The sequence below is a fragment of the Streptomyces sp. RLA012 genome, from assembly GCF_056270325.1.
In genome coordinates this window covers 2860438-2873587 of record NZ_JBWDPA010000002.1, presented here as the reverse complement: position 1 = coordinate 2873587, position 13150 = coordinate 2860438, and the positions used below count along the sequence as shown (strand labels likewise).

The 13150-nt window shown below is 69.4% G+C and carries 7 protein-coding genes and 1 pseudogene; 2 read left to right on the top strand and 6 right to left on the bottom strand.

Annotated elements, in window-relative coordinates; translation table 11 throughout:
- The first annotated feature begins 174 nt into the window (after nucleotides 1–174).
- The gene (locus RV986_RS13265; protein WP_475917591.1) at nucleotides 175–621 is read left to right on the top strand and encodes a DUF6299 family protein; all 447 of its coding nucleotides are present in this window, start codon (nucleotides 175–177) and stop codon (nucleotides 619–621) included.
- Between the two features lie 109 nt (nucleotides 622–730).
- Here the strand turns inward: RV986_RS13265 and RV986_RS13260 are convergent, their stop codons facing one another.
- The 4 genes and pseudogenes from RV986_RS13260 to RV986_RS13245 form a co-directional block, all read right to left on the bottom strand.
- Complete coding sequence (locus RV986_RS13260) at nucleotides 731–2260, bottom strand: helix-turn-helix domain-containing protein (protein WP_475917590.1); 1530 nt, start codon at nucleotides 2258–2260, stop codon at nucleotides 731–733.
- Nucleotides 2261–2505: 245 nt separating this feature from the next.
- Nucleotides 2506–2738: pseudogene (locus RV986_RS13255) on the bottom strand (DUF4236 domain-containing protein).
- A gap of 89 nt (nucleotides 2739–2827) precedes the next feature.
- The gene (locus RV986_RS13250) at nucleotides 2828–3688 is read right to left on the bottom strand and encodes a helix-turn-helix transcriptional regulator (RefSeq protein ID WP_475917589.1); all 861 of its coding nucleotides are present in this window, start codon (nucleotides 3686–3688) and stop codon (nucleotides 2828–2830) included.
- Nucleotides 3689–3900: 212 nt separating this feature from the next.
- Entirely contained in the window at nucleotides 3901–4836 is a 936-nt protein-coding gene (locus RV986_RS13245) for a GNAT family N-acetyltransferase (protein WP_475924269.1), read from the bottom strand.
- A gap of 553 nt (nucleotides 4837–5389) precedes the next feature.
- Here RV986_RS13245 and acnA point away from each other — a divergent pair.
- Nucleotides 5390–8104 (top strand): aconitate hydratase AcnA, encoded by a 2715-nt coding sequence (acnA, locus tag RV986_RS13240; protein ID WP_475917588.1) that lies wholly within the window; start codon nucleotides 5390–5392, stop codon nucleotides 8102–8104.
- 78 nt (nucleotides 8105–8182) lie between these two features.
- On the opposite strand, the gene RV986_RS13235 is transcribed toward acnA, so the two are convergent.
- Both RV986_RS13235 and RV986_RS13230 read right to left on the bottom strand, forming a co-directional pair.
- Nucleotides 8183–9184, bottom strand: a complete 1002-nt coding sequence (locus RV986_RS13235; protein WP_475917587.1) for a response regulator transcription factor — start codon at nucleotides 9182–9184, stop codon at nucleotides 8183–8185.
- 58 nt (nucleotides 9185–9242) lie between these two features.
- A complete protein-coding gene (locus tag RV986_RS13230; RefSeq protein ID WP_475917586.1) occupies nucleotides 9243–12905 on the bottom strand; it encodes a S8 family serine peptidase in 3663 nt (1220 codons plus the stop codon).
- Nucleotides 12906–13150: the final 245 nt, after the last annotated feature.

Sequence of the window (13150 nt, the reverse complement as noted above, 5' to 3'; positions counted from 1 at the left end):
CTCCCGCGGCGAACTCACCGGAACCACCGGTCGAGAAGCGTGACAACACACGGACAACTCTCGAACGTTCCCATGACGCACGGACCGGACTCGCCACCAATGGGGTGACGATCACTGCCTCCGCCGCGTGGGCCGGGTACCTGTGGAGCCCCTCACGTTCCAGGAGGTACTTCCATGTCCTTGCGCCAGGTCATCGGCGCGGCCACCGGCGCCGCGCTCCTGCTGCTGCTCACCCCGGCCGCCGTCGCGGTGTCCGCCGGGGCCCTGTCGGCGCCGTCCGAGACGGTCACCGTCGATTCGACCGGTCACCTCGGGGCCGACGGAACCGTCACCCTCTCGGGCACCTACCGCTGTCTGAGCAGTACCGGCCCGGTCCTGGTGTCCTCGTCGGTGTCGCAGGACGACCCCCGGATCCGCTACGGCATCGGTGGCACCGCGGCGGTCTGTGACGGCGCGGAGCACCGCTGGACCAACTCGGAGAAGCGCACACCCGGCACCCTCAAGCCGGGCGGCGCCCATGTGGAGGCCACCTTGATGGAGCTGAGCCCCGGCGTGGGCGGCCTGCCGCTGCCGCTGTTCCACGCGACGCGGCAGCAGGACATCACGCTCATGGAGGACTGAACCGCCCTCGTGAAGGGCTGAGAGGGGCACCTGGCCGAGAAACCACGGCGGGGCCCACCGGACGGCACACAGACGTCCCCCGGCGGGCCCCGCCACCTTTCCGGCTGTCTCAGATGTCCCGGAACGTATCGATCTGCGCCCCGATGGAGTTGAGCCGCTCGGCCAGATCCTCGTAGCCGCGGTTGATGACGTACACGTTGCGCAGGACGGACGTGCCCTCGGCCGCCATCATCGCCAGCAGGACCACGACGGCGGGCCGCAGCGCGGGCGGGCACATCATCTCGGCGGCGCGCCAGCGGGTCGGGCCCTCGACCAGCACCCGGTGCGGGTCGAGGAGCTGCAGCCGCCCGCCGAGCCGGTTGAGGTCGGTCAGGTAGATCGCCCGGTTGTCGTAGACCCAGTCGTGGATGAGGGTCTTGCCCTGCGCGGAGGCCGCGATGGCCGCGAAGAACGGCACGTTGTCGATGTTCAGGCCGGGGAACGGCATCGGGTGGATCTTGTCGATGGGCGCCTCCAGCTTGGAGGGCCGGACCGTCAGGTCCACCAGCCGCGTACGGCCGTTGTCGGCGAAGTACTCCGGCGTGCGGTCGTGGTCGAGGCCCATCTCCTCCAGGACCGCGAGCTCGATCTCCAGGAACTCGATCGGCACCCGGCGTACCGTCAGCTCCGACTCGGTGACCACGGCGGCGGCCAGCAGGCTCATCGCCTCGACCGGGTCCTCGGAGGGCGAGTAGTCCACGTCCACGTCGATGTTCGGCACACCGTGCACGGTGAGGGTGGTCGTGCCGATGCCCTCCACCCGTACGCCCAGGGCCTCCAGGAAGAAGCACAGGTCCTGGACCATGTAGTTGGAGGACGCGTTGCGGATGACGGTCACGCCGTTGTGGCGGGCGGCGGCGAGCAGCGCGTTCTCGGTCACGGTGTCGCCGCGCTCGGTCAGCACGATCGGACGGTCGGGGGAGACCGCGCGGTCCACCTGGGCGTGGTAGAGCCCTTCGGTGGCGGCGATGTCGAGTCCGAAGCGGCGCAGCGCGATCATGTGCGGTTCGATGGTCCTGGTGCCCAGGTCGCAACCGCCCGCGTACGGCAGCCTGAAGACGTCCATGCGGTGCAGCAGCGGGCCGAGGAACATGATGATCGAGCGGGTGCGACGCGCCGCCTCGGCGTCGATCGCCTCCATCTCCAGCTCGCTCGGGGGCACGATCTCCAGGTCGACCCCGTCGTTGATCCAGCGGGTGCGGACGCCGATCGAACCGAGCACCTCCAGGAGGCGGTAGACCTCTTCGATCCGGGCCACCCGGCGCAGCACCGTGCGCCCCTTGTTCAGGAGCGTCGCGCACAGCAGCGCGACACACGCGTTCTTACTGGTCTTGACGTCGATCGAGCCGGACAGACGACGTCCGCCGACCACACGCAGATGCATCGGACCCGCGTAGCCCAGAGAGACGATCTCGCTGTCCAGGGCTTCACCGATTCGGGCGATCATCTCAAGGCTGATGTTCTGGTTGCCGCGCTCGATGCGATTGACGGCGCTCTGGCTGGTGCCGAGCGCCTCGGCAAGTTGTGACTGTGTCCAGCCCCGATGCTGCCGGGCGTCACGGATGAGCTTGCCGATGCGTACGAGGTAGTCGTCTGCCATGGCGTGACCGTATATCTGATGTGAGATAAAGAAAAATGGAGCGCAGCCGTCCGGGTAGTGGGGTTCAGCACAGTGTGCCCACAGGGGAGTTCGCGGCGCACGGGAGGGGCGATACCGCCCATACCTGGAGCACTCGTCGTACGGCCCGGGTCGGCGAAGTCGTGGGTGTGGGGCGGCAGTCGCAGTACCGTGCGGGCCCTCGGTGGCGGCCGGGTGGCCGCCGCCGAGGGATGCCGGCGGGGAGGTCAGCGGTCCCGGCGGCGCGTGCTGCGCCGCCAGCCGAAGGGGCCCGGCAGATCCTCCCCCACTCTCGACTTCGCTCGAGCGGGGGGACCCCCATCGTGGTCCGGCGTCCGGTGCTGCTGCGGGTGTGGTGCGGTCCGTGCCGGCCGCCCGTGGTGATCGACCATGAGCGCCGGTTGATGTTCAGCCGCACTCCGGGAAGGATGCGGAAGCTCTTGCGGAACGTGAGTGGCATGGGTGGCCCCCTCAGGGCGGTGTACGGTGCCGGGTGCGTCCCGGCCCCCACCAAGTACCCCCGAACGGCCGAGGGTTGCCCGCGAAGTTTCAGTTGCCCGCCGGGCGACCCTGCTCCACGAGCGTCTGTGTGCCGAGCACCCCGAGGAGCGCGACCCGTTCGGCGTCCTCCGTGCCGGGCTCGGCGGTGTAGATCATGATGCGCAGATCGCTGCCCGCGACGCTGAGCACGTCGCAGTCCAGCGCCAGGGTGCCCACCTGTGGATGGTCGACGGTCTTGCGCGCGGCCTCGTGGTGTTCCACGGCTCCGGAATCCCACAGCTCGGCGAACCGGTCGCTGTGCGCGCGCAGTTCCTCGATCAGGCGCCGCAGCCGCTGGTCCGCCGGATACCGGCTCGCGGTCGCGCGCAGGTCGGAGACGAGCGTGGTCTCGAACGCGCGCCGGGCCTCGGGCGTGTGGCGGACGCGGGTGCCCGGCCCGACGAAGTTGCGCCACACGCCGTTGCGCTCGTTGCCGCGCCACCCGGACGGGTCTCCCAGCAGCGCCGCGTACAGCGGATTGGCCAGCAGCAGGGTCCACGCCGCGTCGTAGACCGCGACGGGCGTCCCGGTCAGCCGGTCCAGCATCCGCTGCACGCTCGGTGTGATGTAGGCGGGCACCGTGCCGTGTCCCGGGGGGACCAGCCCGGCGAGACGGAAGAGGTGTTCGCGCTCGGTGCCGGAGAGCCGCAGGGCGCGGCCGAGGGCCTCGACGACCTGTTCCGAGGGGTTGGCCGCGCGGCCCTGTTCGAGGCGGGTGATGTAGTCGACCGAGATCCCGGCGAGCAGGGCCAGCTCCTCGCGGCGCAGCCCGGCCGCCCGCCGGTGGCCGCCGGCCGGCAGCCCGGCGGTCTCCGGGGAGACCCGGTCGCGCCAACGCCGTACCGTCCGCCCGAACTCCGTACTCGCCATACGACCACTGTGCACCGCCGCTCCCGGACGTGCCTGGTACTGACGGTGCCAGGAAGCCGTACGACCGGGGTGGCCCCCGTCGCGCACCAGCCGGGGCCCGGCCCCCCACAGATCACCGGGGCGCGCGGATTCCCATTCCCACGCGCCCCGGGAGCACGGGGCCGCGTCAACGACTCCCGGCCGAACAGGGACACCACTGGCCGAAGGCCCGATCAGCTCCAGGTCATATTGATCTCCCGCCCGAAATCGACGTATCCGGCGCGCCGGAAGGCACGCGCCATCGGGACGTTGCCGAGGTCGGTGGACGCCCGGATGCGAGGGACGTTCCGCTCGGCGAGGATGTGGGTGCCCTCGGCGAGAAGTTCGTCGATGTAGCCATTGCCGCGGTGCGCGGGCAGGACCGCGATGTAGGCGACGATCGGGTTGTAGCCGTTGTGGGCCGGGAGGACGAACCCCACTCGCTCTCCTTGGGGCAGCGTTGCGATCCGCCACCACTCTTGCGGGCTCGTGTACCGCGCGAGCTTGCCCTCGTAGTGCCTGACGGCCGCCTCCTGGGCGGACATCCGGGTCAGGTCGTGACGGCCATGTGCGTCCAGCGTGCCGTCCAGAACCGAGGCCATCAGAGCCACGAGTTCCTCGGCGTCGTGCATCGGCCGGAACACAAGGCGCCCGGCGGGCTCGGGAACCGGCGATTGCGGACGCCATTCCAGGCGCAGCCGTTCGACGAAGAGCCGGGCACCGGTCCGTTCCAGTACCGTCATGCGGTCCTCGACGGCTTGTCTGGTCGGCGCGTTCCCACGCCAGTCCGGCGGGACGAAACGGCTGTACTCAGGGGGAGGCGACGCGCTCGGGAGGGTGGCGGCCATCGCGGTGCGCAGAAGTCGCACCCCGATGTCCACTCGACTGTTCACTCGACCGGGACCGGAGATGCTGTCGTCGATGTCGAGGATGTCCAGGACGAGGGGGGTGTCGCCGCCGGGTCGGCTCCACCAGGCTGCCCTGGCCAGGAGGCGGTCACCGCGCAGGGCGACCCACATCCATTCCGGACGTCGGCGGCCGCCGGCGAGGTCGTCCGCCAGTTCCTCGTTGAGGAGGTAGGGCAGTCGGGAGAAGAGGTCGAGTTCTTCGCGTCCGTTGATCGGACGCATGGTCAGGTCGTTCTGTTCCACGGTCAAGGCACGCTCCGGTGAAGGCGCCCGTCCGCTCCGGGGTCAGACGCGGTCCGCGCCCCGGGAGGACAGAAGCGCGGTGATCATGGGGATCATCGGCTCGTCCCTCCTCTCGCTGTCGTGTCGCTGTGGTGAACCCTCAACCCTCGTGACAGGGGTTCGGCCGTAACGTCTATCCGACCGCGGCCCCGTCCGCAAACCCTTTTCGATCCCCGCCCCCGCTTCCTGGCGGTGTCCGCCCGCCACGGCGACGGCAGGGAGGGCGCGGCGGCGATGCCTCAGGAAGACTGGGACCGCCCCAGGTCCACCGGGCAGGACAACCGGCCGAACGGCAGCCCGGGCATGACCAGCCCGCCCCCATGTACTAGAGTTATCTCGACATCGAGATATCTGCCGAGGCGCACCGCAGTCGCACGCCGTCATCAGGTCTGGCGGTAAGGATTACCTAACTTAGCCTTACCTTAGCGGATCGGCCAAGACGTCGTGGCGGCAGGATGCGGTGGGAACGCGCACATCAATGAAGGAGACTGTCGTGTCGGCGAACAGCTTCGACGCCCGCAGCACGCTGCAGGTGGGCGACGAGTCGTACGAGATCTTCCGGCTGGACAAGGTGGAAGGCTCGGCTCGCCTTCCGTACAGCCTGAAGGTGCTGCTGGAGAACCTGCTCCGCACCGAGGACGGCGCGAACATCACCGCCGACCACATCCGGTCCATCGGTAACTGGGACTCCCAGGCACAGCCCAGCCAGGAGATCCAGTTCACGCCCGCCCGCGTGATCATGCAGGACTTCACCGGCGTGCCCTGCGTCGTCGACCTCGCCACCATGCGTGAGGCCGTCAAGGAGCTCGGCGGCGACCCGGCGAAGATCAACCCGCTGGCCCCGGCCGAGCTGGTCATCGACCACTCCGTCATCGCCGACAAGTTCGGCACGAACGACGCCTTCGCGCAGAACGTCGAGCTGGAGTACGGCCGCAACAAGGAGCGCTACCAGTTCCTGCGCTGGGGCCAGACCGCCTTCGACGAGTTCAAGGTCGTCCCGCCGGGCACCGGCATCGTCCACCAGGTGAACATCGAGCACCTGGCGCGTACGGTCATGGTCCGTAACGGGCAGGCGTACCCCGACACCCTCGTCGGCACCGACTCCCACACCACCATGGTCAACGGCCTCGGTGTGCTCGGCTGGGGCGTCGGCGGCATCGAGGCCGAGGCCGCCATGCTCGGCCAGCCGGTCTCCATGCTCATCCCGCGCGTCGTCGGCTTCAAGCTGACCGGTGAGCTCACCCCGGGCACCACCGCCACCGACCTGGTGCTCACGATCACCGAGATGCTGCGCAAGCACGGCGTCGTCGGCAAGTTCGTCGAGTTCTACGGCGAGGGCGTCGCCGCCACCTCCCTCGCGAACCGCGCCACCATCGGCAACATGTCGCCGGAGTTCGGCTCGACGGCCGCGATCTTCCCGATCGACGCAGAAACGATCAAGTACCTGAAGCTGACCGGCCGCAGCGAGCAGCAGCTCGCGCTCGTCGAGGCATACGCCAAGGAGCAGGGCCTCTGGCTCGACCCGGCCGCCGAGCCCGACTTCTCCGAGAAGCTGGAGCTCGACCTCTCCACGGTCGTCCCCTCCATCGCCGGCCCGAAGCGCCCGCAGGACCGCATCGTCCTCGCGAACGCCGCGCAGCAGTTCGCGCGGGACGTGCGCAACTACGTCGACGAGGACGACGAGGCGGGCAAGGAGTCCTTCCCGGCCTCCGACTCCCCGGCCACCACCAACGGCGTACCGACCCGTTTGACCACGGTCACCGCCCCCGACGGCTCGACGTACGAGATCGACCACGGCGCGGTGACGGTCGCGGCCATCACCTCCTGCACCAACACCTCGAACCCGTACGTCATGGTCGCCGCCGCGCTCGTCGCGAAGAAGGCCGTGGAGAAGGGCCTGACCCGCAAGCCGTGGGTCAAGACCACCCTCGCCCCGGGCTCCAAGGTCGTCACCGACTACTTCGACAAGGCGGGCCTCACCCCCTACCTCGACAAGGTCGGCTTCAACCTCGTCGGCTACGGCTGCACCACCTGCATCGGCAACTCCGGCCCGCTGCCGGAGGAGGTCTCCAAGGCCGTCAACGAGCACGACCTCGCCGTCACCTCGGTCCTCTCCGGCAACCGCAACTTCGAGGGCCGGATCAACCCCGACGTCAAGATGAACTACCTGGCCTCCCCGCCGCTGGTCGTCGCCTACGCCCTCGCGGGCTCCATGAAGGTGGACATCACCCGCGACGCCCTCGGCACCGACCAGGACGGCAAGCCGGTCTTCCTGGCCGACATCTGGCCCTCCGAGGCCGAGGTCAACGACGTCGTGGCGAACGCCATCGGCGAGGACATGTTCAACAAGTCCTACCGGGACGTCTTCGCGGGCGACGCCCAGTGGCAGGCGCTGCCGATCCCCGAGGGCAACACCTTCGAGTGGGACCCGCAGTCGACCTACGTGCGCAAGCCCCCTTACTTCGAGGGCATGACGATGGAGACCACCCCGGTCTCGGACATCGCCGGCGCGCGCGTCCTCGCCAAGCTCGGCGACTCGGTCACCACCGACCACATCTCCCCGGCCGGTGCGATCAAGGCCGACACCCCCGGAGGCAAGTACCTCACGGAGCACGGTGTCGAGCGTCGTGACTTCAACAGCTACGGCTCGCGCCGCGGCAACCACGAGGTCATGATCCGCGGTACGTTCGCCAACATCCGCCTGCGCAACCAGATCGCGCCGGGCACGGAGGGCGGCTACACCCGCGACTTCACCGTCGAGGGCGCGCCCGTCGCGTTCATCTACGACGCCTCGCGCAACTACATCGAGCAGGGCATCCCGCTGGTCATCCTGGCCGGCAAGGAGTACGGCTCCGGCTCGTCCCGCGACTGGGCCGCCAAGGGCACCGCGCTGCTCGGCGTCAAGGCCGTCATCGCCGAGTCCTACGAGCGCATCCACCGCTCGAACCTCATCGGCATGGGCGTCCTGCCGCTGCAGTTCCCGGAGGGCGCCACCGCCGAGACCCTCGGCCTCACCGGCGAGGAGACCTTCTCCTTCACCGGCGTCGAGGAGCTCAACAACGGCACCACCCCGCGCACGGTGAAGGTCACCACCGACACCGGCGTCGAGTTCGACGCGGTCGTCCGCATCGACACCCCCGGCGAGGCGGACTACTACCGCAACGGCGGCATCATGCAGTACGTGCTGCGCAACCTGATCCGCAAGTAGGCGATCCGGTACGGCGGCCGGGCCGCACCCCTCTTCGCAGGGGTGCGGCCCTTCGCATGCGACGACACGTCCGCGCGCCTACACCCAACCGCGCTGAGACGCCCGCATCCCCAGCTGGAAACGGCTCGCCGCACCCAGCCGCTCCTGCAGATCGCTCACCCGGCGGCGCAGTGTCCGCAGGCTCACCCCCAGGTGACGGGCGACCGCCTCGTCCTTCATCCCGGCGGCCAGCAGCCGCGTCAACGTCCGCTCGTCCTCGGTGAGTTCACCGTCGGAGACCGGCTGGCCGAGCGGGGTCGCCTGCTGCCAGGCCAGCTCGAAGAGCTTCTGCAAGGCCTCGGTGACCGCCGAGTGCCACACCACGACGGCACAGTAGCCGCCGGCCGCGGAGGCGGTCAGCGGCAGCAGCGCCCGGCATCCGTCGACCACCAGCAGCTTGAGCGGCACGGTCGGCAACACCCGGGCCTGCTCGCCGAGTTCGACCATACTCAGGGCGCGGGACAGGACCTTCGGATCCTCCAGGCCGGTCGCCGCGTAGATCCCCCGAGAGACGATTCCGCGGCTGAGCAGATCGGCCTGGAGACCCACCTGCGGAGCGGGCGGGGCGAGATACGGCGGTGTGTCGAAAAGGCACACCTCGTGCTCCGCGCGCGCGTACATCTCCTCCAGGCGTGCCGCGATGGCGCCCTCGCCGGAGGCCACCTCGACCAGCCGGGACGGCTCCTCGCGAAGCAGCCCCGCCTCGTACGCGGTCGCCATCTCCTCGGCGGTGGCGGCCAGCAGTTCGGACTCCGTCTCGCGCCGCCGGATCAGCCCGCGGATCGCCACCCGGGGGTCGACCGCCCGTAACCCGCCCATGGAGTCCGGTGGTTGCAGCAGCCCGAGCGTGAGCAGCCGGTTGCAGGCCTCGCGGACCCGGGCCGGGGAGGCACCGGTCAGCAGCGCCCAGCCGGCCGCGCCGGCGTCGGGCTGGTTGAGGATTGCCTGGTACAACAGCTCGTCGAACGCGGAGACCCCCACCGCGGCCCAGGGGCTCGCGGCAGGGGTCTCCCTTGCCGTGTCGTATGCCGTGTTCACCATGGCCCGGCACGGTAGACGATCTTTGTTAAGGATTTTCGCAATGTTTGACGGAGGTCGCCTACTTCAGGCCGAACGCCCGTACGACCGTCTGGTCGACCGTGTTGCCGTCCCGGTCGGTGGCCCGTACGCGCAGCGACACGAACCCGGCGCTCTTCTTCGGGTGCTTGAGCTCCGCCTTGCCGTTCTTGACCTTCACTTCCTTCCAGGAGGTGCCGTCGTCGTACGAGACCCAGGCCTTCAGGGAACTGGCGGTGACGCCGCCCGACTGGTTCCGGACGGAGAGGCCGAGCTTCGACGTGTGCCCGGCCTCAGCGCTGTTGAGGAGGTTGAGCCCGGCCACGTCGTAGTCGACCGAGAGCAGCCCGAGCGCCGTCTGCTGGTCCGTGTGCGCCGAGGCGAAGGACCATTCGGTGTGGGTGCCGGTGGAGTACGACGCCCAGTCGGCCGTGCGCTGCGTGTCGACCACGAGGCGGTACGAGGACTTAGCCGCCGGGACGGTGAAGGTGCCGTAGCCGCCGAGGGCGGTGTCGCCGACCAACTGCCCGTCCGCGTACAGCTTGCCCTTCGCGGTGTCCAGGACGTTGTCCACGGATCCGTAGTGGCCCGGTGTCGCATCGCTCAACTCCGGGATCCGGAGGGAGAGTTTGTCACCGGTGCGCTGGGAGAGGCCGTACTGCTGAGCGGTCGCCGGGCGGACGACCTGGCCCAGCCAGTCCTCGGCGGGCTGCTTGCCCGCCTTGTCGAAGGTCCGCACGGCACCCCACTGAGGCTGGCTCGCCTGCCAGTTGGGATAGACGGCGTGCCAGATCCGGGTGTCGGAGACGTTGTAGTACTCGGTGCGCTCCGTGCCGAGCTGCACGTTGTTGGAGGTCGCGATGTCGGCCGATTGCCAGGGGCGGTACCGGTACACGGCGTCCTTGCCGACATCACCGGCCCGGGCCCCGTGGTAGCGAACCGTCTGCTTCACCGTGCTGGAGCTGTTCAGGTTGTACGTCTGGTTGGCCGAGACGGCCCCCACCTGCGGGAACATCACGTTGTACACGTACGGACTGACCGGAGTGCCGGTCAGCTTCAGCTTGACCTTCTTCCCGCTCTTCAGCAGGGCGCCGAGCTTCGCGCCGTCCTCGCCGGTGGCGAGCATCAGCGGGATGGTCATGCTCTGCACGGAGCCGAGCCAGTACCCGGGCGTCTCTTTGTAGGCGAGGACGTAACCGGCCCCGGCCGCGGTCGCGTTGGTCAGTGCCTCGTCCGCCGTCTTACCGGCGCCCACGTGGACGACCGCCACCTTGCCCTTGACGTCGAGTCCCTTGAAGTCGGCCGCGGTTCCGGCGCCCGCGTCCACCGCCCGCACCGTGTGATCACCGCTGACCTTCACGGGGAGGCCGCTGTACGTCTGCGCGTAGTCGAGAGGCAGCGCGTACTTCTCCGGGCCGGTGACGCTCGCCGTCAGTTCCTTGGCGTACAGCCGGAACTTCGAGGAGAACTCGAACACGCCCTGGGTGACCTTCTCGGTGGGCGCCACATAGACGTGGTCGGTCCACCAGCCCTGGCTGTAGGTCACCCCCAAGCCAGTGCCCGGGCCTTCCCGGTGCCAGGTGGTGGTGAAGCCCCGGAACTCGGAGTCCTCCTTGGTCTTCGGCTTGATCTCGACCGCCTTGCGGGCGTCGAGGACGACCTCGGTGTCCTTGTCGACCTTGATCTCCGGATCACCGACGATCGAGGTGTTGACCTCCAGTCCGGCCGCGTCCCGCTTGGAGATCCAGGACGCCATGGAATACGTACCGGCCGGCACCTTGAAGGTGTAGCCGCTGCCGATGAACCCGTAGGTGTCCGCGTACGCGCCGTTCAGCTCCTGCAGCATGAAGAGCGACGCGGACGTGGACGGCTTGCCGTCACGGCCCAGCAGCGACACCTTCAGGTCGTAGGTCTGCGGCAGCTTCTCGAAGCCGATGGCCGTGGTGACGAGGACGCCGTCGGCGCTCGCGGTGATGTGGCCCGTGTACCGGCCCGTCGCCTCCTTTGCCGGGTCGACCGTGACCGCGACGGTGGCGGTGCCCTTCGCCGGGACGGTGACCGCGTCCGCGTTCAGTGCGGCGTCGCGAAGTGACGAGGACACCTTCAACTCCACCGCTTTGTCCGTGGTGTTGGTGTACGTGATGTCCTTGGTGGCGACCTCGGTGTCGGCCTCCTCGTACTTGCCGAAGCTCAGTGCCGGGGTCGCGAAGACGCCCTGATTCACCGCCCGTACGGCGTCGACGCGGCCGTCGCCCTGCTGGAAGACGTCGGCGTCCGGCATGGTCTTCGCCGTGGTCGCCAGCGCCTGCTTGATCTGCTGGCCCGTCCAGTCGGGGTGGGCCTGGGCGACCAGCGCCGCGGCGCCCGCGACATGCGGGGTCGCCATCGACGTACCGCTCGCCGTCGAGTAGTAGTCGTCGACCGGCGTACTGCCGGCCATGGTGGTGCCGGCGGCGCGGGCCGCCGTGATGGCCACGCCCGGCGCGGTGATCTCCGGCTTGACCGCGGAGTCGCCGAGGCGCGGGCCACGGCTGGAGAACGACGCGAGCTTGTCGGACTTGTCGACGGCGCCGACCGTCAGCGCCGAGTCGGCGATGCCCGGGGTGCCGACCGTCTGCTCGGCCGGACCGGAGTTGCCCGACGCGATCACGAAGAGGGTGCCGGTGGACGCGGACAGCTCGTCGACGGTCTCGCTCAGGATGTCGGAGGGGCCGGTCGCCGTACCGCCCAACGACATGGAGACGATCTTCGCCCCGGAGTGGGCCGCCCAGTCCATGCCCGCGATGATCCACGAGTCCTGGCCGTGGCCGGTGTTGTCGAGCACCTTGCCGACGAACAGATCAGCGCCCGGCGCGACGCCCTTGCGCTTGCCGTCCGAGGCCGCGCCCGAGCCGACGATCGTGGACGCCACATGGGTGCCGTGACCGTGACCGTCCTGCACCGTCTCGCCCGGTACGAAGCTCTGCGTCTCGGCGATCTTCCCCGCCAGATCCGGGTGCCCGGTGTCCACGCCGGTGTCCAGGACCGCGACGTCGACGCCCTTGCCGTCGTAGCCCGACTTCCACACCTCGGGTGCGCCGATCTGCGGCACGCTGACGTCGAGGGACGCCTGTACCTTGCCGTCGAGCCAGATCTTGTCGATGCCCTCGCCGAGTTGCTTGGCGGCCTTGGTGGTCGGTTCGGTGCCGAGAGCGGGGGCGATGTCGGCCCAGAAGGAGGTCGACTTCTTCGCGCTCAGCGCGGCCCCGTCGATCGCGGGCAGCTTGAGCGTCCGGCGTGCGCCGTCGGGGGTCGCGCTGCCGCTCTTGTACGTCGCGATCACCGGGGTGGTGCCGGTCTTCGCGTCCGCGTATCCCTGCTTCACCAGCTGGGTGACGTTGAACAGGGCTGGGTCGAGACGGCCCGCCTTCACCAGCGGGATCGCGTCCGCCGGCAGGACACTGACCTCGCCGTCGCGCTCGCTCGACAGGAAGGTGGCGGCCTCACGGCCCTTGCCGCGCTGGATGTCGACGGCATATTTTCCGTCCGGTCCGGCGGTGAGCGACACGGTGTCGCCGGTGATGAGGGTGACGGTCCGGGTGCTGCCCTGCGCCGTGCCCGGTGGGGCGTCGGGCGAGGGGGTCGGGGCCGCTGCCGAGGGTGCGACCGCTCCCGCGAGCAGAGCGGCGGCGCCTGTCATGGCCCAGAGGGCGTGGAGTCTTCGCATCTGTGGGCTTTCCTTCCCTTGAGAGACCTGGTGAGGTCTGGATCACTGTGCGGGCCGGGGGAGAAGGGGCTCAAGGGATTCCTGTGGCCGGGGCGTGCCAATGCCTTCTTCGGCCAAGGGAGTTGGCGACCGCGACACCGCTCGGACGGCTGCGGCAGCAGCAGTCGCGGGTCCGGCAGAGGCGTCCGTCGAAGGCGAAGACCCCCACCGCGAACCAGGGGCTCGCGGCAGGGGTCCCTCTCGTC